This is a genomic window from Psychrobacillus sp. PGGUH221 (genome assembly GCF_042055255.1).
Classification (GTDB): domain Bacteria; phylum Bacillota; class Bacilli; order Bacillales_A; family Planococcaceae; genus Psychrobacillus.
Map to the genome: position 1 here is coordinate 214,030 of NZ_JAQMHQ010000002.1, position 20,685 is coordinate 234,714.

27 protein-coding genes are annotated in these 20,685 nt (G+C 39.6%); 6 read left to right on the forward strand and 21 right to left on the reverse strand.

The window, feature by feature from the left end; all coding sequences use genetic code 11:
- Positions 1-8: 8 nt before the first annotated feature.
- From menE to PGC35_RS05020, 5 genes are all read left to right on the forward strand, one after another.
- On the forward strand, positions 9-1,505 hold the full coding sequence (gene menE, locus PGC35_RS05000) for an o-succinylbenzoate--CoA ligase (RefSeq protein ID WP_375218395.1): 1,497 nt from the start codon (positions 9-11) through the stop codon (positions 1,503-1,505).
- Complete coding sequence (locus PGC35_RS05005) at positions 1,502-1,918, forward strand: MaoC family dehydratase (protein WP_053590896.1); 417 nt, start codon at positions 1,502-1,504, stop codon at positions 1,916-1,918. The genes menE and PGC35_RS05005 overlap by 4 nt, the downstream gene beginning before the upstream one ends.
- Positions 1,915-2,916, forward strand: coding sequence for a 3-oxoacyl-ACP synthase (locus tag PGC35_RS05010; RefSeq protein ID WP_375218396.1), 1,002 nt, complete (start codon positions 1,915-1,917; stop codon positions 2,914-2,916). The genes PGC35_RS05005 and PGC35_RS05010 overlap by 4 nt, the downstream gene beginning before the upstream one ends.
- An 11-nt stretch (positions 2,917-2,927) precedes the next feature.
- Complete coding sequence (locus PGC35_RS05015; RefSeq protein WP_375218397.1) at positions 2,928-4,151, forward strand: substrate-binding domain-containing protein; 1,224 nt, start codon at positions 2,928-2,930, stop codon at positions 4,149-4,151.
- A 268-nt stretch (positions 4,152-4,419) separates the two neighbouring features.
- Positions 4,420-4,812: a putative periplasmic lipoprotein gene (locus PGC35_RS05020; protein ID WP_375218398.1), complete on the forward strand. Its 393-nt coding sequence runs from the start codon at positions 4,420-4,422 to the stop codon at positions 4,810-4,812.
- A 78-nt stretch (positions 4,813-4,890) separates the two neighbouring features.
- On the opposite strand, the gene PGC35_RS05025 is transcribed toward PGC35_RS05020, so the two are convergent.
- Genes PGC35_RS05025 through PGC35_RS05035 form a run of 3 tightly spaced genes read right to left on the reverse strand, consistent with a single transcriptional unit; the run spans position 4,891 to position 7,911 of the window.
- A complete protein-coding gene (locus tag PGC35_RS05025) occupies positions 4,891-5,805 on the reverse strand; it encodes a glycine betaine ABC transporter substrate-binding protein (protein ID WP_375218399.1) in 915 nt (304 codons plus the stop codon).
- Positions 5,802-6,656: an ABC transporter permease gene (locus PGC35_RS05030; protein ID WP_056828813.1), complete on the reverse strand. Its 855-nt coding sequence runs from the start codon at positions 6,654-6,656 to the stop codon at positions 5,802-5,804. The genes PGC35_RS05025 and PGC35_RS05030 overlap by 4 nt, the downstream gene beginning before the upstream one ends.
- A gap of 1 nt (position 6,657) precedes the next feature.
- Complete coding sequence (locus tag PGC35_RS05035; protein ID WP_375218400.1) at positions 6,658-7,911, reverse strand: quaternary amine ABC transporter ATP-binding protein; 1,254 nt, start codon at positions 7,909-7,911, stop codon at positions 6,658-6,660.
- Between the two features lie 214 nt (positions 7,912-8,125).
- Here PGC35_RS05035 and PGC35_RS05040 point away from each other — a divergent pair, with 214 nt between their 5' ends.
- The gene (locus PGC35_RS05040; RefSeq protein ID WP_375218401.1) at positions 8,126-8,683 is read left to right on the forward strand and encodes a GbsR/MarR family transcriptional regulator; all 558 of its coding nucleotides are present in this window, start codon (positions 8,126-8,128) and stop codon (positions 8,681-8,683) included.
- 189 nt (positions 8,684-8,872) lie between these two features.
- Here PGC35_RS05040 and gvpU read toward each other — a convergent pair whose 3' ends face one another.
- From gvpU to PGC35_RS05130, 18 genes are all read right to left on the reverse strand, one after another.
- The gene (gvpU, locus tag PGC35_RS05045) at positions 8,873-9,277 is read right to left on the reverse strand and encodes a gas vesicle accessory protein GvpU (RefSeq protein WP_375218402.1); all 405 of its coding nucleotides are present in this window, start codon (positions 9,275-9,277) and stop codon (positions 8,873-8,875) included.
- Positions 9,278-9,282: 5 nt separating this feature from the next.
- The gene (locus PGC35_RS05050) at positions 9,283-10,614 is read right to left on the reverse strand and encodes a hypothetical protein (protein WP_375218403.1); all 1,332 of its coding nucleotides are present in this window, start codon (positions 10,612-10,614) and stop codon (positions 9,283-9,285) included.
- Between the two features lie 243 nt (positions 10,615-10,857).
- Positions 10,858-11,184, reverse strand: coding sequence for a gas vesicle protein (locus tag PGC35_RS05055; protein WP_056828821.1), 327 nt, complete (start codon positions 11,182-11,184; stop codon positions 10,858-10,860).
- Between the two features lie 25 nt (positions 11,185-11,209).
- Positions 11,210-11,494: a gas vesicle protein K gene (locus PGC35_RS05060; RefSeq protein ID WP_053590906.1), complete on the reverse strand. Its 285-nt coding sequence runs from the start codon at positions 11,492-11,494 to the stop codon at positions 11,210-11,212.
- Positions 11,460-11,735, reverse strand: coding sequence for a gas vesicle protein (locus PGC35_RS05065; RefSeq protein WP_053590907.1), 276 nt, complete (start codon positions 11,733-11,735; stop codon positions 11,460-11,462). The genes PGC35_RS05060 and PGC35_RS05065 overlap by 35 nt, the downstream gene beginning before the upstream one ends.
- A 19-nt stretch (positions 11,736-11,754) precedes the next feature.
- Positions 11,755-12,561 (reverse strand): GvpL/GvpF family gas vesicle protein, encoded by an 807-nt coding sequence (locus tag PGC35_RS05070; RefSeq protein ID WP_375218404.1) that lies wholly within the window; start codon positions 12,559-12,561, stop codon positions 11,755-11,757.
- Between the two features lie 12 nt (positions 12,562-12,573).
- Positions 12,574-12,828, reverse strand: coding sequence for a gas vesicle protein GvpG (locus tag PGC35_RS05075; RefSeq protein WP_053590909.1), 255 nt, complete (start codon positions 12,826-12,828; stop codon positions 12,574-12,576).
- Positions 12,828-13,595, reverse strand: coding sequence for a GvpL/GvpF family gas vesicle protein (locus PGC35_RS05080; protein WP_375218405.1), 768 nt, complete (start codon positions 13,593-13,595; stop codon positions 12,828-12,830). Before PGC35_RS05080 ends, PGC35_RS05075 begins: the two co-directional genes overlap by 1 nt.
- Before the next feature lie 15 nt (positions 13,596-13,610).
- Positions 13,611-14,531: a gas vesicle protein GvpN gene (gene gvpN, locus PGC35_RS05085; RefSeq protein WP_375218406.1), complete on the reverse strand. Its 921-nt coding sequence runs from the start codon at positions 14,529-14,531 to the stop codon at positions 13,611-13,613.
- 24 nt (positions 14,532-14,555) lie between these two features.
- Positions 14,556-14,822, reverse strand: a complete 267-nt coding sequence (gvpO, locus tag PGC35_RS05090; RefSeq protein WP_053590912.1) for a gas vesicle protein GvpO — start codon at positions 14,820-14,822, stop codon at positions 14,556-14,558.
- A gap of 63 nt (positions 14,823-14,885) precedes the next feature.
- On the reverse strand, positions 14,886-15,146 hold the full coding sequence (gene gvpA, locus PGC35_RS05095) for a gas vesicle structural protein GvpA (protein ID WP_375218407.1): 261 nt from the start codon (positions 15,144-15,146) through the stop codon (positions 14,886-14,888).
- Between the two features lie 27 nt (positions 15,147-15,173).
- Positions 15,174-15,623, reverse strand: a complete 450-nt coding sequence (gvpQ, locus tag PGC35_RS05100; RefSeq protein ID WP_375218408.1) for a gas vesicle protein GvpQ — start codon at positions 15,621-15,623, stop codon at positions 15,174-15,176.
- Positions 15,624-15,653: 30 nt separating this feature from the next.
- Positions 15,654-16,127, reverse strand: coding sequence for a gas vesicle protein GvpP (locus PGC35_RS05105; protein WP_375218409.1), 474 nt, complete (start codon positions 16,125-16,127; stop codon positions 15,654-15,656).
- A gap of 17 nt (positions 16,128-16,144) precedes the next feature.
- A complete protein-coding gene (gene gvpA, locus PGC35_RS05110; RefSeq protein ID WP_056828831.1) occupies positions 16,145-16,399 on the reverse strand; it encodes a gas vesicle structural protein GvpA in 255 nt (84 codons plus the stop codon).
- 468 nt (positions 16,400-16,867) lie between these two features.
- On the reverse strand, positions 16,868-17,716 hold the full coding sequence (locus tag PGC35_RS05115) for an ABC transporter permease subunit (RefSeq protein ID WP_053590917.1): 849 nt from the start codon (positions 17,714-17,716) through the stop codon (positions 16,868-16,870).
- Positions 17,716-18,489, reverse strand: a complete 774-nt coding sequence (gene phnE / locus PGC35_RS05120) for a phosphonate ABC transporter, permease protein PhnE (protein ID WP_375218492.1) — start codon at positions 18,487-18,489, stop codon at positions 17,716-17,718. The genes PGC35_RS05115 and phnE overlap by 1 nt, the downstream gene beginning before the upstream one ends.
- A 27-nt stretch (positions 18,490-18,516) precedes the next feature.
- Positions 18,517-19,296: a phosphonate ABC transporter ATP-binding protein gene (gene phnC / locus PGC35_RS05125; RefSeq protein WP_056828834.1), complete on the reverse strand. Its 780-nt coding sequence runs from the start codon at positions 19,294-19,296 to the stop codon at positions 18,517-18,519.
- Between the two features lie 276 nt (positions 19,297-19,572).
- Positions 19,573-20,613 (reverse strand): PhnD/SsuA/transferrin family substrate-binding protein, encoded by a 1,041-nt coding sequence (locus tag PGC35_RS05130; RefSeq protein WP_375218410.1) that lies wholly within the window; start codon positions 20,611-20,613, stop codon positions 19,573-19,575.
- Positions 20,614-20,685: the final 72 nt, after the last annotated feature.

Sequence of the window (20,685 nt, forward strand, 5' to 3'; positions counted from 1 at the left end):
GATGCAGATTGAAGGGTATATCACATTGGATTGATCAGCGTTCTATCATAACACCAAATAGACTAGCTTTAATCGATGATCAGAGAAAACTTACTTATTTAGAAATGAGCAAAATAGTCAACCGATTTTCCGGAATATTACAGTCCACTTATTCTATAAAAAAAGGAGATCGAGTTGGCGTTCTGTCTCTGAATAGTATTGATTTCATTATTGTTTTATTTTCATTGGCAAAATTAAATGCTGTGGCTGTTCCACTCAATATTCGCTTAACTGTCGCCGAGTTAGAGTATCAGCTAAAGGACAGCGGACTTCAAACACTCATTGTTGACAACGACAACCATATGAAAGGAAAAGAGTTATTAAATCGAACACGGTTTCAGTTATTAACATTCGAAACGATTAATCTCGCAAAAACAGAACCACTAATACCTACCGAAATTGACTCAGCAGCTCCATACATTATTTGCTATACATCTGGAACAACCGGAAGGCCTAAAGGAGCCGTCTTAACCCAAGAAAATATGTTTTGGAATGCAATTAATAATACTGTAGGACTTGATATTACTTCTAAAGATAAAATTATTACGTTATTACCGCTTTTCCATATTGGAGGAATCGGTTTATTCACATTACCTGTACTGTTATGTGGCGGTACAGTTGTAGTTCCAGAGCGATTTAACCCTGAGCAAGCGTTGGAATATATAGAGAAGCATGAAATTACCATCGTTATGGGAGTTCCAACTATTCATGATGCTTTACGAAAAAGCCCAAGCTTCGAAACGACTAATGTAACCTCTGTTCGATTCTTTTATAACGGAGGCGCGCCATGCCCTGAAGAGTTAATACGTTGGTACTTACAAAAAGGGATTAGCTTTGGGCAAGGCTATGGATTGACAGAGACTTCCCCTACTGTATTTTTACTATCGGAAGAAGACTATCACCGTAAGGTTGGCTCCATTGGAAAACCCGTTATGTTTACTGAGATACGAGTTGTTGATGATGAAGCAAATGAAGTTTCATCTGGAGAATATGGCGAATTACTTGTAAAGGGACCGACTGTCATGAAGGAATACTATAACCTCCCCGAGGAAACAGCTAAAGCGATTCAAGAAGGTTGGTTTGCAACTGGCGATATTGTAAGACAAGACGAGGAAGGCTTTGTTTACATTGCCGGCAGAAAAAAAGAAATGATTATTTCTGGAGGTGAAAATATATATCCTCTTGAGGTTGAAAAAGTCATTTACGAGATTGCAGATGTTGATGAAGCAGCTGTAATCGGAGTTCCCCATGATAAATGGGGTGAAACGCCTATCGCCTTTATTGTACTTAAAAAAGAGACAAACTTTACAGACGAGAAGTTGAAAGAGTATTGCACTAAAAAGTTAGCACGTTATAAAGTTCCGAGTCTTTTTAGAATTGTAAGCGCTTTACCGAAAAATGCGACGGGAAAAATCGATAAAGCAACTCTCAAAAAATATTATGTAGAAGAAGTGATGAGCTTATGATGAACTTTTTTGTTGGACAGACAGCAGCCTTTAGCAGAACAGTTACCGAGACTGATATTGTCATGTTCGCTGGTTTAAGTGGTGACTATAATCCTGTTCATGTAGATCAGGAATATGCTGTCGAAACAAGATTTGGATTGCGAATTGCACATGGTTTATTAACTACCTCTTTTCTCTCTAGGCTACTTGGCATGGAGCTTCCTGGAAAGGGATCGGTTTATTTAGAGCAATCCTTAAAATTTTTAGCGCCAGTTTTCATAGGAGATACCATTACTGCTAGTGCTGAAATTTTAGAGATTGACCAGGATCGTGGAATTCTTCGGCTAGAGACGATTTGTAGAAAACAGGATAACACGATTGTGTTAAAAGGAGAGGCCAAAATGATGATGCCCAAGGAAGGAGCAAAGATATGATACAAATTGTAAAAACAAGCACTTATTTTCCACCCGAAGTTGAAACAGCTCGTTTACTAGAAGAAAAAACAGGCATTCCAGAAAATGTGATAAAAGAAAAATTCGGTCTCTACGAAAAACATGTTGCTGATTCATCAATGCATGCTTCTGATATGGCCATTAGCGCTGCGTTGCCGCTATTAGAGGTGGTTGATCCACTAAACATAGACGTTGTCATTTACTTTGGAAGTCCGTTTAAAGATTATGGAGTTTGGTCAAGCGCTCCAAAAATCCAATATGAGCTCGGCACAAAAAATGCCTATGCTTTTGAAATAATGAATGTCAGCTCTTGTTTTCCTATCGCCCTTAAGGTAGCAAAAGATATGTTAACTTCCGATAGGACAATAAACCATATCTTACTTGTTGGAGGTTGTAAAGAATCACAAATTATCGACTATCAAAATCCTAGATCAAGATTTATGTTCAATTTTGCTGATGGGGGTGCAGCAGCGCTTCTATCAAGAGATAATGGTAAATTTGAAATTTTAGAGTCATCCATTTACACAGATGGTTCCTTCCACGACGATATACGTGTTCCCGCTGGAGGATCTGTTCTTCCAGCTTCACACGAAACAGTGGAAGAGAATCTCCATTTCATCGATGTAAAAGATCCTGCAGATATGAAAGAACGGCTTGACCCTGTATCTGTAGCTAATTTTGTAAAGGTAGTAAAAGAATCAGTAGAAAAAAGCGGATATACATTGCACGATATCGATATGCTCCTACCACTGCATACAAAAAAGTCGATGTTTAATCAGATATTAAACGGATTAGAGCTTTCTGAAGACAAAGCCATTTATCTCGACCATCATGGTCATATGTCTTCCCTTGACCCACTTGTAGGACTCGATTTTGCTGAAGCTGATCAAAAACTTAAAAAAGGGAACATTGTTGTCACAGTTAGTGCTGGAACAGGTTACACATGGGCAGCGACAACTTTAATAAAAATAAGAGACTAAGGAGGAAGAAAATGAAAACTTTTAAAAACAAAACGGTTTGCTTAGGTCTATTTTTATCACTTCTGTTGTTTATCTTTGGGTGTAGCTCCGATGAGGGCGATGCTGTAGAGGTTGAAGCAAATGATGCTGCACCTATTAAAATTGGTGTACTTGCATCTTTAACTGGTGGTTTAGAATCCTATGGAAAACAATCTGTTCAAGGCTTTGAGCTTGGTCTTGACTATGCAACAGATGGAACGATGGAAGTCGAAGGTCGTAAAATAGAATTTATTGTAGAGGATACAGAAACAAAAGCAGAGGTCGCAGTACAAAAAGCTACCAAACTATTAGAAGAAGATAAGGTTGATTTTCTTGTAGGGTCTTCTAGCTCTGGTGACACATTAGCAGTTTTACCTCTTGCAGAGGAATATGAAAAAATTATGGTTGTAGAGCCAGCCGCTGCAGATAGTATTACCGGCGCGGAGTTCAATAAGTATATTTTCCGCACAGCTCGAAATTCATCTCAGGATGCGGTCGCAGGTGCAGCTGCTATTGTTAAAAAAGGCGTTAAAATTGCTACCCTTGCTCCTGATTACTCATTTGGTCAAGATGGTGTTGCTGCATTTAAAGAAGCAGCTATCAAGCTAGGTGGTAACATTATTCATGAAGAATATGTGGATCCCGCTGCTACAGATTTTACTTCCAATATCCAAAAGATTATCGATCAAAAACCTGACTATTTATATGTTATATGGGCAGGCTCCAACACACCATGGAACCAAATCATGGATATGAAAGTACAAGAAAAAGGAATCAAAATCTCTACTGGTGTTGCAGATATAGCCACTTTACCTACAATGAAACCTCTTGTGGGAATGGAAGGTTTTACGGTCTATTATCATGAGTTACCAGATAACAAAGTAAACACATGGCTTGTAGAGGAACACAAAAAGAAATTTAATGGGGAGGTTCCAGATCTTTTCACACCTGGTGGAATGAGTGCAGCATTAGCGATAGTTGAAGCAGTGAAGAAAACAGAAGGTAATACCGATACGAATACACTTATAGAGACAATGGAAGGAATGAGCTTTGAATCACCAAAAGGTACCATGACCTTCCGTCCAGAAGACCATCAAGCGCTCCAATCACTTTATGCAGTGAAACTTGAAAACAGAGAAGGATTGGACTATCCTGTCCCTGTATTAGTAAGAGAGCTAACTCCTGAAGAAACTGCTCCTCCGATTCGAAATAACTAAATAATAGCATACTTAAATAGTCATATTTTTTAGGATTACGGCTTATTGCTTTGCCTAAATGATTTAGTTGGAAATTGAGAGTGCTTAGTTGGAAAGTGTCTTTTTTATGGAAGAAAACAATTACTTCCCTTAAATTTCCCTTAAGCTTTCCGTAAGCGAGCACCGAGCCATCTTTAGAAAATATTTGACTTCATTCACGCTCTCTTCTAGGATAATGTTTTAGGGCTTTCTTTATGAAAGCAGTATTTATCGAAGGAGTGTTTATGATTTGAAGAAATTATTAGTAGCTTTTCTAGGATTAGCTCTACTTGCAGGATGTTCTGAAGAAACGGTAGATACGAATGCCAAAACTGAAAATGTGGACGTAGAAGAAAATGTAACAATTGAAGAGAACGCTGAGAAAAGTACTAATTCTACTGAAGACACTACGGCCCAAAGTGATTTGAAAAGTTTTCCAGAATTCGTAATGTTGGCTAAACATATTGATTTAACTAAGTATACAGCTAATGTTGAAACAGATAACGAAGGAACTCGTATCATATTCTTTGAAAATAGCGAAGGCCATAAAGAATACAAAAGCACCTTTGTTAAAAATGAAAACCGCCTTAAAATTATTAAATTAGACGATGATGGTTTAATTTTCAATGAAATAATCAAGTAATGAAAAGAGCGAATCCAGAGTTTTAAAACAAAAAACCCTCAGATCAAGTGTCACTTGCTCTGAGGGTTTCGTTTCTCGTTATTTTTTTAAATCTTCAATAGATGTGATGTCCATATATGCTGGAACAACTAAGCCAATTTTCACGCCTGTCATGCTTGTGCCAAGATCTTCAAATTTACCTTCGAATTTTTCAGCATAGGTAGCATGTGTTAATGGTAACCATCCAGCAAGAGATGCATCTGCACTACCATCGGCAATAGCTGTCCACATTGGGCCAGCTTCAACTTGAACCATAGTTACATCATAGCCAAGGCTTGTTAATACGATGCTCATAACGTTCGTACTGGCAATTTCACTATCCCATGCAACGTATGCAAGTTTGATTTTGTCACCGTCGACTTTTTCAATACCGTCTGTCCATGTTGCAATTTTCTCTGGATTTGCATCTACCCAAGCTTGCGCAGCTACTTCTGGTTTTTCACCGTTTTTGATAGCGATCATTACTTCACCCATATCATCCTCTGTCCAGTTGAAATTAGAAAGGGCTTGGTGAGCTTCTGGCATGTCTTCTTGTAATCCAGTACGACCAATTGTGTGAATTTCCTCTTCCCCACCATATGAGCCTTTTGGATCTTCAAGATATTTCAAATCATATTCAGCAAATTTCCAGTGAGGAGTCCATCCAGTTATGATGATTGGCTCTTCTGCATCATACGCTTTCTTTAGAGATGCTGTCATTGCAGCACTTGAACCACTTACAAGGTCCCACTCATCTAATTCATAATCTGTAATAGCTCGTTCTGTTGCTTCCATAATTCCAGCTCCAGGATCGATGCCAGTAATTTTGTAATTAACTGACTCCCCTACTGAACCTGCATTTGAGTCTGTAGATGTTGAATCATTTGCTTCTTCTGTATCACCACATGCTGCTAACCCAAGTGAAAGTAATGCAACTGCTCCAAGACTTGTTATTTTTTTGGCTAATTTCATCATGTATTTCCCCCTAGTTTTTTCTTTCTATTTCCAGCGTACTGCGTGATTCTATCTAAAATAATCGCTACGATTACTATAGAAAGTCCAGTTTCTACGCCAACTCCCGTTTTCAATTGCGTAACGGACCGATAAACCTCTTCACCAAGTCCTGGTGCACCTACCATCGAAGCGATTACTACCATTGATAGAGATAGCATAATACTTTGGTTCACCCCAGCCATAATAGTAGGTTTCGCCAGTGGAATTTGTATTTTAAACAAACGCTGCCACGTCGTAGAACCAAATGCTTCTGTAGCTTCTATTAGATCTTTTGGTACTTGCTGAATGCCTAACATCGTTAAACGAATTGTAGGAGGCATTGCGAAAATTACGGATGCCACAACTCCCGGTACGACTCCAATGTTGAAAAAGAAAATTGCCGGTATTAAGTATACAAACGCAGGCATTGTTTGCATTAAATCCAAGATTGGATTTACAACCTTTCGAACACCCGCTTTTTGTGAACTAAGAATCCCAATAGGAATACCAATCACTAGCGCAAAGATGACTGAAGTCAATACTAGCGTTAACATTTGAAGCATCGGGTACCAATACCCTAAATAATCGATGAATAATAGACCAATCAATGAAAAGAAGGCAATCTTTCTCGTAGAAATAATTCCAGCTATTAAAGCGAAGATAAAAGCAAGTAATATAGAAGGAACCAAATCCAATATATCTACGGTGCCTTCTACCACTCCTTCAAGTACATCAGCAAATCCGTCTAGACCTGTCCCAAACGTATCTACTAACCAATCAACTCCAGTGTCAACCCAATCGGCAAAAGGTAGGCGAGGTAATAGTTCATCCATCTTAAATCACCTCCGTAATATGCTGCTCTGTGGAATCCATTGTTCCATCTTTGTTTATAAACTCATTATCACCAGATAATGCACCTATGAGGGCTCCACGTATAATAATCCCTTGAAGCTTTTGTTCTTCATTAATAACTGCAACAGGAATGCTTGCTGTTGATACTACATCAAATAATTCTGTGAGAACCGTATCTGGTGAGATCATCGGAAGATCAGAAATAATTACATCATTCAGTGACTTCTCTGATTCAATTGCTTCTACAGTATCCTGTGCTGTTACAGCTCCTAATAAGCGATTTGCATTATCTACTACATATATAGAAGAAATACCTAAATGTTTCATCAGTCGAAGTGCTACACGAGGACCTCGATCAACTTTTACCGTGTCTGCTTTTTTCATAATATGACCAGCAGTCAGTACTTTGGATAAGTCGACGTCTTCCACGAATCGTTCGACATATTCGTTAGAAGGGCTCATCAGAATTTCTTCAGGGGATCCAATTTGAACAATTTCTCCGTCTTTCATCAGTGCTATACGGTCACCAATACGAAGCGCTTCATCCAAATCATGTGTGATAAAAATAATTGTTTTTTGCATATCGTGATGAAGCTGAAGTAACTCATTTTGCATATCTTTTCGAATAAGGGGATCTAATGCACTAAACGCTTCATCCATAAGCAATATATCTGGATTATTTGCCAGTGCTCTAGCAAGTCCAACACGCTGCTGCATGCCCCCACTTAGTTGTTTCGGGTACTGGTCTTCATATCCCGCAAGACCAACAAGTCTTAATGATTCTATTGCTTTTTCATTTCGTTCTTTTTTAGAAACCCCTTGGATTTCTAAGCCATATTCTGTATTTTCAACGATTGTTTTATGTGGGAAGAGGGCAAAGTTTTGAAATACCATCCCAATTTTCTTTCGTCTTACTTCACGAAGCTGTTCTTTATTCATCTGAACAATATCCTTACCATCCAGTAATATTTGTCCCATCGTTGGATCTATTAATCTATTAAGCAACCTAACTAATGTAGACTTACCACTTCCGGATAGACCCATAATGACGAAAATTTCACCTTCATTGACCTCAAAGGATACTTGTTTCACACCTACCGTTGCACCAGTTGCTTTCAAAATTTCACTTTTTGTTTTACCATCTTTCAGCAACTGTATAGCACGACCACTACTTTTACCAAAAATCTTAGTAGCGTCTTTTACTACTATTTTTTTATTTATGTTTTTCTCACTCATATCTTTTCTCCTTACCGTCCGAAACACCCGAACCCAATTCATTATAGATGCAACTCCATAAAATTTCAACAGTTTAAACCTTATTAATTGTTTGTACGGTAAAAACTGTACGAAAATTATTTAAAAAAATTGCTTTTTGGGTAAGGATATAATACATTTAAATTTAATTAGCTGGATTATGTGAGCAAAGCTAATTTCAGTGGAGGGAACGTAAATGGATGACCATGAAAAAATAGATAAAGCACGGGAACGAATTATAGAAACAATTGCCCAAAACATACATTTATACGGCTTGGTACCTTCTGCAGGTAGACAATTCGGAACTATGTTTTTTCAAAATGAACCATTAACATTAGATGATATGACAGAAAAATTAGGCATGAGTAAAACAAGCATGAGCACTTCTGTCCGAGCACTGTCCGAACTAAAATTGGTTGAGCGTGCATGGAAAAAAGGAGTTCGAAAAGATTTATATAAAGTGACGGATGATTGGCACCAAAGCTTCATCGATTTGTTTTCTATTAAATGGCAGAGATCAGTCACACTACATTTAGTAGCAATTAAAAAATCACTTGCTGAACTCGAGGAACTGTTGCAAGACCCAGACCTTAGTGAGGAATTACGTGAAGCGGTTCAAATAGATATCGATAAGCTGAAGTATATGAAAGACTACTACAACTGGCTTGAACGCGTCATAGATGCATTTGAGGACCAACGAATTTTCGATTTGGTTCCTAAATTTGAGGATTCTAACGAAAATGCTAAAAACTAATATGATTCATAACAAAACCCCAACTAGCAGCACTTTTTAAAGTGCATACTATTTGGGGTTTTTGGTCTTATATTCTACGTAAGAAACAAACATGAATAACTAAACTTTCGGAAAAGCGTTCGATTTGTTAAAACCTGGGTCTGTCTTGAACAGAATTAATGAACTTAGTCAATGAGGCTTTTCTTTTTTTTATTCCTCCTGACCGCTGCCATCCAAAATTCGCCCTAAAAAGAAACCATCAATCTCGCTTAATTTGCCGCGCCAAAGAATTTGCCCCTTCGATGGAGTTGGCTTGCTGTCGCCACAATAAACCTTGGTGTCTTTCATATGGAGAAAATTTGCCCCGGTGTCATCGCTGTTCTGAGCAACCTCCCCAGCCTGATCTAGCTGTTCACTCAACATCTGGGCAATGTCATTCCCATCTTCGAAAGTCCCGCTTAAGGAGCGGAAGTATTCCCTTGCCGATATCATCGTTCCGGTAATGACGGCTCCTTTAACATTCAATGTGATATCCAGGTTGAAGTCATGCTTATTCGCTGCTTGCACTAAAAACTCGAGAATATTATCTTTAGCCGGTCTAGAACCATTGCTCATATTTACTACTCCCTTCTTAATCCATCCAAAAGGAGATAGGTTTCCTCATCTTTGGAGTTCACTTTGTACGTTTTTCCCTTATCCTTCTTATCTGTTTTCTTGGATTCGTTTTTTTTTTCTGAATTCTGCTTGGCAGCTTTGCCGGATTTTGCATCCGAACGATTGCTGCTGTTTGGTTTTTGATCTTTATTCGGCGATCCTTCTTCTAACTCGTCATCTTCCACATTTTCTTCGCTTGAATCCTCGTCCTGATTCTGCTTGTCTGCTTCATTTTCTTCATCGTCTTCCTGTTCATCTTCTGTTTCTAGCCCAGAATGTTGAGTTTTTTGTTTTCCTTCAAGTTCTTTCTTATCAGGAGCCTCCTGACTACCGTCATCTTCGGTCTCTTCATTTTCTTCAAGTTCCTCTGATTCAACTTCATCTTCTTGGGCGTTTCCTGAAGCTTCCGTTTTATTTTTTCCTTCAGCCAAGTTAGCGAAAACTTCATCAGACTTATCTTGCTCCTCATCACTATCATCTAGGCTTGCTGTTTCATCATTTCCTTTGCTGCTGTCTAGTTCTTGGCCATCATCAGAGCTATCTTCTTCCTTATCATCTTCTACATTTGCGGAATCCTTACTTTGGTCATTTTTATCTTCTGCTAGTTTTACTAGAAGCTCTTCTATTTTGCCCAAGCGAGCTTGTAGTTGTTCATTTTCTACTTTTAGGTCCTCATATTCCTCGTTGGATGATCGATCATCTGTCTTGGATTGGTCCTCTTCACCGTTTTCCAGCTGTTCTGTATCTGTTGAATCGTCCTTTAAGGGAGTTTGTAAAACAGTGCCGGACTCTTTGCCGTTAGAGCGGCCTTGTTCTTCTTCATGATTGTCCAAGCCAGGATCTTGTGAATCCTCTTGGTTGGACAAGGTTTCCGATTCATTTGAAGCATTATTTACCTCTGCAGTCCCATTATTTTTTCCATTCTTTCCTTCGACTATTTTTGCAAGCATCCCTTCCAGACGTTCCAGACGATTTGCCATACTTTCATCTTCTTGAGAGGATTCCTGTGTATTGTTTAATTTAGAAGCATTGCTAGAATGTTCATGATCGTCGGAAGTATTTCCTCTTTCTTTTGAAAACAACTTGGATGTAGAATTCTTAATAGAATCGATTGCTTTCTTCGAGCTATCTTGCACTGCATGTCCTAATTCCAGTCCCTTACTGCTTAGCTTTTGGCCATTTTCAGGGGTAGCCAGGTATCCGACGGTCGCACCAATCAGACCTCCTGCTAGTGTTCGTTTAAAATTGCCTTGTTTTTTTACTTCAGATTTATTTTCCTTCAAGATTGTCTCAGTCATATTGTTTCCTCCTATTATAGATTAGCTTATATCAATTATTGCTTTTATTTATCGTTCATTGCGCTGGCAACTTCCGTTGAGCCAACAATATGAATACCGCATTCTTGCGGATCTCATACTTCACGCTCCTGTGGATTGCTAGGCTCAAAGGGTATGGCTACGCCATAATCTTTGTGACGCAGCTAGCGAGCGATGCAGTAGCAAGTCACTTTCTTGTTTTAATAATAAAAATCTAGCTATAGTTTAGTAGTTGAACTCACTGGATTTCATCCGGTTGGCTGACATACTCTTTTCGAGTGTTTCGAGCCTTTCGTGAAGCTTCCGGTTCTCTTCCTCCAGAGCTTTCGTATTGCTGTCTGCCGCTTTGGAAGATAGGTAGGGATCGGTTTCCCACCAGTCCATTCCAATCTCTTTAGCCTTGTCGACCGAAGCAACAATCAGCCGAATTTTGATGGTGAGCAGTTCTACATCCGCAATCCCGACTGTGATGTCTCCTGCAATCACCACTCCTTTATCCAGTATCTTCTCAAGTACGTCTACAATCGTGTTGGATTGCATGGAATGTTCCATTTAAAGTCCTCCTTGGGTGTTTGTATTAAAGCAAGCTTCCTAAAGGACCCAGGTCAATATTCAAGTCTTCGGCATCCAAGCCGAATATTTCTTTTAGCTCTTCCATTTTCTCTTCCAAATTCATCAATGCTTCGCCTAAGTCCTCAATTTGCTGATCTGTCAGTGTTCCGCCTTCAACCCGCCGAATGGCATGCCTTTCCACGATTTGCCTCAGCAACTCAATGACGGTAAGCACCAATTGCGCCAAACCATGCTCCGCATTATCAGGGTCTAGATTAATCTTTCCACTTGCTTGGTTGGCCGGTTGCATCAGTCAATGCCTCCCTCTGTCTATCAAATTGTTCTGAAGATACGGTTTTATTGTTTCCCGCTTGTGCCTGTACGAGAGATTCCACTGAAGCAATCAATACTCTCAAATCTAAATACACCAGATCTACGCCAGCGATGGAAATCACTAAATCAGCCTTGATCGCAACACCTTTATCTAGGATGACATCCAAAATATCAATGAGCGCTATATCCTTGTTTTCCATCGTTTCTCTGAATGCCATAATTTCATCTCATCCTCACTTATGAAAAGTTAGAAAAGTGGTAGGCCGGCCAAGGCCCTGTTGCTTCAAACTGCCATCCCATTCCCTTCATGCCCTTCTCATATTGCTGGATCTGTTCTAAAAAGTTTTCTACATTTGCTGCGGGGATCAGATAGACGCTATTCCAGGTCATCTCATCCTTTCTTCCCGTCACATCATTACTCCACGTTCTTTTGACATTTCCTTTTAGCGCAATTTCGCTTAGATGCACATGTATATTTTCACTAATTCTGTTTTTTTCTTCTTCTAGCTCAGATTCAATCAGCTTGTCCAGCTTTTTCTTCTCGAAAAATTGCTTTCCTTTAGAAAGGTGGCTTATTTCCTCTCTTTTTGCTTCAATGGTCTGATTGCTCTGGCTCACCTGTTTTTTTAGCAACTGATCATCGCAGTATATTTTCAAATTCCACTCTTCGTTACCGTGAATAGAGGAAAATGTATCGACCAAGTGTGCTTCTTTGGTTTGTACAGCGTTTGCCAAACTTCCCTGGTTTTTGAACAGCGTGCAAAACTTCAAGGGGATGACCGTGTACATCTTTGAAAGCATCATGACGGTTTCGTGATGGTGAAAAGCCTTTTCCTGGAGCCATTCCATGTCACTGTTAATTTGTTCCTTAATGTTCTCTTCAGAGTACTGTTCAGCATCCAGGTCACAGATAATGGCTGTTGCCTTGCCTATAGGCAGGGTGTAGATGCCGCCTTTGCCATCAAAGCCATTAATAGCAGGAATCTGCTGTTTGCCTGCTTCCTCTGTCGGTATCAATCCGTATAAGTAAATTAGACTGTCCATCTTTTCCTTTCCTCATTTCTTCTTTGTCATCTCTTCCCATTGCTGCATTTCCATCCGTTTTGCCATTTCATATCGAAGGATCAAGTCTTCTTCCTTTGCTTTATAAACCTCTTCAGGTATTTCCCCAAGCTCATACATCATTTGAAGCTGGACCAGCTTTCGCTGGATTGTAGGAAGGTCGTACAGCTCTTTATCAGCTTCCTCTTTCACCTTTTCACCGATTTTTATTACTAGGTTAATTGGAGCGGAAACCAGTTTATGGATCATCAGGCATCCTCAACTTTTAAACGGATATTAATGAAGTTATACGCCGGCCAGGGTCCACTGTAACTGAACTCAACTTTGTCTTTCCATTTTTCGTACGTCTCATTAATTTTTTCATCAAAATCTGCTTCTTTACCTCGGTCAACTAAGAATGCTGCATTAAGAAGCATTTTCTCCCCAATCAGATCGTTGGTCTTGGATGCTTCAGCCAGCTCCGTCAATGGGCTGAAGACTTCCTGCTTTACATCCTGCTGCAGTGAAGTGATCAGTTTTTGTGCAGCTCCGCCAATCTGAATTCTTTCATAATAGCTGGCCGCTTCTGATTTCCCTTGCACAGCTTTTGCCATTTTATCGATTTTCGAATTATCACCAACAAGTGATTCCAGCCAGTCTTTTTTGCCGATTACTTTTAGACCGAGCTCCACCTTCCCTTTTATTGCTGGGAACAGTTTTTCAAACTGCGGATAGAGGTTTTCAAGCAACACACCAACGTCCTCCTTTGACTGGAACACATTGCCGAAGCTGACAGGGATCACAGTGTCGTTCTTTTTCATCACTTGGGAAACGACATTTTGATGCATCAGTAGATTGTCTTTGTTCGGATGATAGATTTTCATCGGAACCTCTGCTGCTACAATAGCCGCATCCTTATAGCGGATAGTAAACAGCTCTTTGTTTTCGCCTTCTATTTCAAAAGTGCCCAAATCTTCGTCCGTTTCTGTCTGGATTCCGCAAAAAATATAGATACCATTTTGCTCTTCTTGGCTCATTTGTAATTCTCTCCTTTATTCCTTGATTGCCTCTATGTTGCTGCAAACCCTTTTGATTAATTTCTCTGCTGTTTTGATCGGTTCATCGGATTCGATACACCTGCTCACTTGGTGACCTAGAATGTCCAAGCACAGTCGTACAAAGTCAGGATTGGACCCATCAATCTTGAGTTTTTGTTCCGCTGCCAACCTAGCGATCATGATAGATGCCCGTAGACTCGGACCGGTTTCTTCTATACATTCATTGCGCAGCTTGGCAACCAGCTCTGTAATGGCTGCAGCGTCTTTCTTATCAATATTGGCTTTGTCGGCTACGATGGCCGCCTCACGGTCATAATCCTTATGATCGATATAAATGGTGATAAGCCGGTCAAGAAGTGCATCCTGCGTTTGGTAGACCCCAGCATATTCATCTGGATTGCTAGTGAAGATCACCGCAAAGTCAGGATGGACTCGGACAAACGGCTCAGTCAATTTGGTACCATACAACGGAAGGATACCTTCCTCTAAAATGGAAAGAAAGATGTTATTGGTAGTGGGTAATGAACGTGTAAATTCATCGTAAACTAGCGTGTATCCATTCTTCACCGCCTCTAATAATCGTCCATCCCTCCACGTCTCCGTCACGTTTTCATCCCGCTTATAGACCGACCGTATATAATTGTCGACTACCTTTTTGCTCGTATAACCTGTAAAGTCGCCTATCAGGTCTTTGTTATTCAGCTCATGGTTGCCGTGTATGAGCATGACAGGTTTTTTTCTTTTTTTAGCAAGTGCCAGTGCAAGAGATGTCTTTCCGGCTCCGGATGGGCCAGTAAAATGGATGGGATATCCGGCTTTCATATACTGCAACGAACGAGAAAGCAGTTCTTCCGTCTTTTCGTCGCGAATGATTGTCCGTGAATTCTTGTCGATTTTATCTTTTAAGACCGTCACTCTGTTACCTCCTACTCCCACGACCTACACTTCCATTTTGATGGAGCTTCTATAGCGGATATCCTGTCTTTTATAGGATGTGACTTCCTGCTCCGAATTTAGATGGACGTCGTAAATGCCAAGCATTTCATCCTTTGCATACTTCTTCATATATTCCTTTTCCTCAATGACTTCCACTGTAAGCTTCCAGCCACTATCATCACTTGCTTCTACGGAAGTGATTTTATGGACCGGGGCTACAAATTCATTGAAAAACTCCGTCACATTTCCGATAATCTGTTTGATTTCCATGGTAGCCTCCTGCTAAAACTGGCAAACCGAGGTTACCTGAACCCTAGCCGCACCAGCTGATTTCTAAATACTAAATCGAGCATTTCCTTCATTCGACCGGAGGGCAAGACCGTCTTCTTCAGCACCGTCTCGTAGCAATCCGACCGCCTCTGCATATCGTAGCCATGTATCCACACTGGCAATGACTACCCTCGCTTCAACTGTCAAAATTTCAATCCCGACAACTGATACTCTGACAAATGCATCAATTACAATCCCTTTGTCCAGAATTCGGTCAATAACCTCCGCTAAACTTGAACTGTCTGTACTTTTTTGAAGTGCCATTATTGCATTCTCCTTTCGTTAATCCTTTTAAGAACCAATGGTCCGGATGTCTTTAATAGTTTTAATCTTGGTTGCTCCCTTAATGTCCTTGGATGTCTTAATCGAACCGATTCCTTTAATGTCTGAGACATTCTTCACTTTTCGTTTATCATTACTTTTATTTGTCGAGGAGACTTTCTTCTGAAGTTCTTCCCCTGCCTCGACTACCTTCCCAAGCTTATCCCGGGCGGAAAGCAGTACATCCTGTGTTTTTTCTTTCGCTTTTTCAGCATTGCCTTCAACTTTATTTGCAAACTTTTCTTTGGCACTCTCCAGGTTTTCAGTTAAATGATGTGCCTTGTCTTGGACATTCTCGACAATTTTCTCTTTGGCTTTGTCAGCTACAACTTCTTTAACTTTGTCTTTAATCGGTTCTGGTGTGTGTTCAATCACAGTCTTGGCGACTTTCCCTGCTGTTTTTGCCAGTTGCTTTTCCATACACTAACCCCCTTAGTTAAAGACTTGCCATTACTTGGTTGCCACGAGATTATTCAGCATATCTTCAATTTTTTCAAGGCGCTCGTTTAGCTGTTTGTTTTCTTCTTTTATTTCGTTATAGCTTTGCTTGTTTTCCGTATTTGGAACACTGTCATCACCTTTCTTCGGAGACAGTAGCCCTTGTTCGATTTTACTTATATAGCCTGAAGCAAGATGCTTAATGCTGCTTTGCGCTTGCCCTGCCAGAAGCTCTTGGGCCGTTTTTCTGAATTCCTCGCTTACCACTTTCATCAATTCAGATTCACCTAATTTTTTCATGGCCTTCTTGCTCTTATCCGGATTGGCAAGCAAGCCGATCCCTGCTCCAACCACACCGCCAATCAAGGCAAAGTTCATAGAATAATTTGTGCTTTTCTTCTCTTGTGCTGGCTGATTATTTTCCGTTTGCTTTTTTTCTTCCTGTTCCACCGCTTCATAATTTCCATTGGATTTTTGGCTATTCATTTTCTGTCCATCCTTTCTTAATAACTTAATTGCTCATTTTGATTTCTTCTGATAAGACCTTGATCCTGGACTTCATCCCGCAATAGGCCAACAGCCTCTGCATATCGAAGCCATGTATCCACACTGGCGATGACCACCCGGGCCTCCACTGTAAGAATTTCAATTCCAACGAGAGAGACCCTCACAAAGGCATCAATCACAATTCCCTTGTCCAGTATTCTGTCAATCACCTCAGCAAGGCTTGAGCTATCTGTACTTTTTTGAACACTCACGTGGCTCCCTCCCCTCTATTTTTTGACGTGGCTGGAGCTGCGTTTTCAATTCTGTAACCGGCTATGCTTTGTATATACCTGCGTTAAACTCAAATAAACGAGGGAAATGTAACCAATAAACCCAATTGGCTCAATCCTTGTCCTATGAAATATTTAAAGGTGATGAGGACAGGGTTAAAACAAAAATGAGAAAACATGGATATCCATGTTTTCTCATTTTTGTATATAAAAAATCACTAAAAAAATTAGGAAATAATAAAAACGCATTGAATTTTAATTGAAGAGCTTTGTTAAATAACTCTATTGATATTTCCTAAAAGGAGCAAATGTTCTAATTACGTAAAGAGAAAAAATAGCCATGGTAAAAATATGTTAGCCATTTATTGAGTTCCCATCTATACATTGAAATTCAGATGAACTCTGTTAGTAATTAAGAAACCCCAGAAACACTATGTTCTGGGGTTTGGCTTATTTAGATGTGGCAGGGAAATATCGACTTTTTAATCTAGTAGAAGTTAGCTCTAAAATAATTGCCAACACTAAAATCATATAGGTAATCATGCCAACTTCACGCATATCAAAGTAGAATCCAGATGCCATGAAGAGTTCAAAGCCAATACCACCAGCACCAGCCGCTGCTCCCATTGCCACAGCTACTGAGAAGTTGATTTCAAAGCGTAAAAATGTCCAGGACAATAAATAAGTGAACGTGGTAGGTAAAATTGCATGGCTAACGATATGCCACCAGTTCGAACCTGTTGCGGTCAACGCCTCCAGTATTCCTTTGTCTACTTCTTCAAAAGCCTCTGAGAATGCCTTCACTAAATAAGCAATAGAGTGAAAGAGCATTCCAAGAACGGCTGCTTCACTTCCTAATCCTGCAGCAATGGCAAAGATTAATACCCATAATACAGTCGGGACTGCACGTACGATTGCTACCATCACTCGGATGGTATTGGATAACCATTTGTTTGAAAGATTGGTTGCTGCCATTAATGCTAAAAAGAATGCAATAACCGCTCCTAATATAGTGGAAAGGAATGCCAAGCCAAGTGTAATTCCTACTTGGTAAAAAGCTTCCCCCCAGGTGAAATGAGTAAGAGCAGGTTCTAAAAACATCGCTTTTAGGTTATACAATGTTTCCGGAATAGCTTTCGTTAAATCCAACCCTGCATAGTTAAAAAACATAAACGCTAGGATTGTCAGAGCCAATAAAATAATGATGGTGCCTTTCATTACTCGCTCTACTTTGTTACCTGACTTAATCGATATTTTGCCATCTGCTTTTCTTTTTATGAGGGTTGTTGTTGCCTCCATTATAGAATCACCTTCCGTATATGATTTGAAATTAACTCAATTGCTATAACGGATAAGACGATACTAAGCGTAACTAGTGCAACCGCATTATAGTTAAGGGTTTTATAATAGAGGTCAAATGTATATCCAATACCTGTACCCGTTAAGATACCAACAAGTGTGGCACTTCGGATGTTCGTCTCGATCATAAACAAAATCCAGCTGATCATCTGCGGCAAGCACTGGGGGATAACTGCTTTATAGACGATTTGAAAGTAGGTAGCACCAGTTGCCTGTAAAGCTTCTACTGCGCTATGGCTTGCTTCATCAATCGACTCGATAAAGGCCCTCGTCAAAAACCCAACTGACCCAACAAATAGCGCTAAGTATCCTGTTACGGAGTTTTGGCCAAAAGAAAGTAATAAGATTAAAGCCCACGCTACAACTGGAATATTACGCGCGACTGATGCTACGAATCGAGCGAATACCCCGAGCACAGAATTTGTTCCAGTAGTTTTAGAACCCATTAATCCTAAAAATAAGGAAACAACTGTTGCTGTCGTTGTAGCAGCAATAGACATTAGGATTGTCTCCAATAATTTTTCCAATATTTTCGGTAATCTTTCCAGTGTTTCTTGCGTAATAAACAAGTTAGAGAAAATCCAAGTAACAGCATCTGGTAAAGTTGCTATTCCATGAATGATGTTAAAGTTCGTTATGTCAGATGATAGATACGTCAAGATGATAATTAGCGCTACAAAAGTTATCGTCTGCCATTTTCTCTGGTTTTTCATACCTTTTACATTCACTTTGATTTCCCCTTACACAGTAACTAACTGTCTTTTCTCTACAGTTGTTGTAGTTGTTCCATATATTAAGTCGGTACTGTCCGTTGAAAGTCTATAACTTGGTCCATCGAATACAATGCTTCCTTTACTTAATCCAATGATTCGATCTGAGTAATCACGGGCAACTTGCACCTGGTGCAAATTCACGATGCATGTAATATTAAGCTCCATCGTAATTGTTTTTAAGTAATCCATAATCACTTTAGAAGCGTTTGGATCAAGCGAAGCAATCGGTTCATCACAAAGAACGATTTTTGGTTCTTGGATAAGGGAGCGTGCAATTCCTACTCGTTGCTGCTGACCGCCGCTCAACTGATCACATCGTTTATAGGCATGTTCTGCTATACCTAACTTTTCCAAAAGGAAAAAGGCATGCTCCTTCTCTGATTCCGAAAACTTTCCAAACACTCCTTGAAACGTTGATTTATATCCGAATCTACCGTGTAGAACGTTTTCAATAACAGATAATCGCGGCACCAAATTATAATGTTGGAAGATCATACCTATGTTTGTACGCATCTTACGTAGTTCTTTTTTGTTCAAACTTCCTACATCATTGCCATCAAAAATAACTTTACCTTCGTCGATATTTACCAAACGGTTGATACAACGTAATAGAGTGGATTTTCCTGCTCCAGAAGGTCCGATGATGGAAACAAATTCTCCAGACCCTACTTCAAAGCTAACATCCTTTAACACTTTCGTTTGCGCATTATACGATTTCCCTAAATTCTCTACTTTAAGTAAGGGCATTTATATGACTCCTTTTTAAATTATTTTATTAATAGCGTTGTTAAATACAATTGATATTTAACCTTTTTTGATGATTGTAGTGAAAGGCGGCGACTCCAGCGGGAATAGCGCGTCCACGTTGAGACCCCACAGGAGCCTGCGACGAGGAGGCTCACGGACCGCCCGCGGAAAGCGTCCGCCTGTAACGGAAATCAACAAGCTTTTTTAACTTAGCTTAAATAATAAGAGCATGCACGATTTTGTATGCATACTCTTATTTTTATTTCATTCACACTATTATTTTGAAAGTTCGCGGATCGGATTGAACCACTCATCTTCTACATCTGCAAATCTTTCATTTTCAGTTTTAAAGAATAATCCTGGTTCTCCTGAATCTTTTGGAACGAAGATTTTTTCATTGTTTGCAATATCATCTGAAGTGAATAATTCTTTCAATTTATCATAATCCTCTTGACCTAAAGCTTCTAAGTTAGCTGCAAATGGTGCATTTAATACTGGAGTAACTGACATCAAAGTAAATTCTTTACCAGGTACTGTGTTAAAAGGCTCTGCAGCATCGCCTTTTACTTTATAAACTGAACCTACTTTGTTCGGTTCTCCTTCCACTACATCCACATAGTTTCCAACACAAGTATCACAGAATGCTGCAACTTCTGAATTACCACTTAATAGATTTACAGCTGATCCTTGGTGTGAGTTCCCGAATAATACTTGAGAAAATAGTGGTCCGCCTTCCATTAAATCCTCTGGCACCAAATCTTCAAAGCCAGATTTTTCTGCATAGTGAGCGATAATAGAAGATGATGGAACAACGAATCCTGATGTTGAACTATTTGAAACAAATGACATACTTTTTTGTTCTAATGTATCTAATGAAAATTCACCGTCTACTTTGAATTTATCTTGGTCATCAACATTTACAGCTAACCAGCTGTGATACAATGCATCGTCTAAAGTTCCGGATTTACCAGTTGGTACAACTAGTGGTTGAATAGCATCGTTTCCATTTTTAGCTTCGATATAACCCTGTGCTCCCATGAAAGCAAGATCTGCGTTGTTATTTATTAATGTTTCAATAGCGATTGCATAGTCAGTAGTTAATTGGTGTTCTACTTTTTTACCAGTAGCCTCTTCGATTACTCGACCAATTTCATCACGTGAAGATTTCATATCTGTACCAGATTCATTTGGATACCAAGCGATTTTTATGACGTCATCTACTTTTGCATCCTTCGCGCCAGCAGTTCCTTCTGAGCAAGCTGATAAGAATAGAGCAACTACTAAAACCAGACTGATGATAAACCAATTTTTCTTCATCAATAATTCTCCTTTTCGCTAAATAAAATGGCGTTACAATGTTTTAACCCAGTCGTACGTTTATATTGAAAC

What these genes read in the sequence shown, in the direction of transcription:
- PGC35_RS05005 (WP_053590896.1), top strand. Translation starts at nt 1,502, where the DNA reads ATGATGAACTTTTTTGTTGGACAGACAGCAGCCTTTAGCAGAACAGTT.
- PGC35_RS05010 (WP_375218396.1), top strand. Translation starts at nt 1,915, where the DNA reads ATGATACAAATTGTAAAAACAAGCACTTATTTTCCACCCGAAGTTGAA.
- PGC35_RS05015 (WP_375218397.1), top strand. Translation starts at nt 2,928, where the DNA reads ATGAAAACTTTTAAAAACAAAACGGTTTGCTTAGGTCTATTTTTATCA.
- PGC35_RS05025 (WP_375218399.1), bottom strand. Translation starts at nt 5,805, where the DNA reads ATGATGAAATTAGCCAAAAAAATAACAAGTCTTGGAGCAGTTGCATTA.
- PGC35_RS05030 (WP_056828813.1), bottom strand. Translation starts at nt 6,656, where the DNA reads ATGGATGAACTATTACCTCGCCTACCTTTTGCCGATTGGGTTGACACT.
- PGC35_RS05035 (WP_375218400.1), bottom strand. Translation starts at nt 7,911, where the DNA reads ATGAGTGAGAAAAACATAAATAAAAAAATAGTAGTAAAAGACGCTACT.
- PGC35_RS05040 (WP_375218401.1), top strand. Translation starts at nt 8,126, where the DNA reads ATGGATGACCATGAAAAAATAGATAAAGCACGGGAACGAATTATAGAA.
- gvpU (WP_375218402.1), bottom strand. Translation starts at nt 9,277, where the DNA reads ATGAGCAATGGTTCTAGACCGGCTAAAGATAATATTCTCGAGTTTTTA.
- PGC35_RS05050 (WP_375218403.1), bottom strand. Translation starts at nt 10,614, where the DNA reads ATGACTGAGACAATCTTGAAGGAAAATAAATCTGAAGTAAAAAAACAA.
- PGC35_RS05055 (WP_056828821.1), bottom strand. Translation starts at nt 11,184, where the DNA reads ATGGAACATTCCATGCAATCCAACACGATTGTAGACGTACTTGAGAAG.
- PGC35_RS05060 (WP_053590906.1), bottom strand. Translation starts at nt 11,494, where the DNA reads ATGCAACCGGCCAACCAAGCAAGTGGAAAGATTAATCTAGACCCTGAT.
- PGC35_RS05065 (WP_053590907.1), bottom strand. Translation starts at nt 11,735, where the DNA reads ATGGCATTCAGAGAAACGATGGAAAACAAGGATATAGCGCTCATTGAT.
- PGC35_RS05070 (WP_375218404.1), bottom strand. Translation starts at nt 12,561, where the DNA reads ATGGACAGTCTAATTTACTTATACGGATTGATACCGACAGAGGAAGCA.
- PGC35_RS05075 (WP_053590909.1), bottom strand. Translation starts at nt 12,828, where the DNA reads ATGATCCATAAACTGGTTTCCGCTCCAATTAACCTAGTAATAAAAATC.
- PGC35_RS05080 (WP_375218405.1), bottom strand. Translation starts at nt 13,595, where the DNA reads ATGAGCCAAGAAGAGCAAAATGGTATCTATATTTTTTGCGGAATCCAG.
- gvpO (WP_053590912.1), bottom strand. Translation starts at nt 14,822, where the DNA reads ATGGAAATCAAACAGATTATCGGAAATGTGACGGAGTTTTTCAATGAA.
- gvpA (WP_375218407.1), bottom strand. Translation starts at nt 15,146, where the DNA reads ATGGCACTTCAAAAAAGTACAGACAGTTCAAGTTTAGCGGAGGTTATT.
- gvpQ (WP_375218408.1), bottom strand. Translation starts at nt 15,623, where the DNA reads ATGGAAAAGCAACTGGCAAAAACAGCAGGGAAAGTCGCCAAGACTGTG.
- PGC35_RS05105 (WP_375218409.1), bottom strand. Translation starts at nt 16,127, where the DNA reads ATGAATAGCCAAAAATCCAATGGAAATTATGAAGCGGTGGAACAGGAA.
- PGC35_RS05115 (WP_053590917.1), bottom strand. Translation starts at nt 17,716, where the DNA reads ATGGAGGCAACAACAACCCTCATAAAAAGAAAAGCAGATGGCAAAATA.
- phnE (WP_375218492.1), bottom strand. Translation starts at nt 18,489, where the DNA reads ATGAAAAACCAGAGAAAATGGCAGACGATAACTTTTGTAGCGCTAATT.
- phnC (WP_056828834.1), bottom strand. Translation starts at nt 19,296, where the DNA reads ATGCCCTTACTTAAAGTAGAGAATTTAGGGAAATCGTATAATGCGCAA.
- PGC35_RS05130 (WP_375218410.1), bottom strand. Translation starts at nt 20,613, where the DNA reads ATGAAGAAAAATTGGTTTATCATCAGTCTGGTTTTAGTAGTTGCTCTA.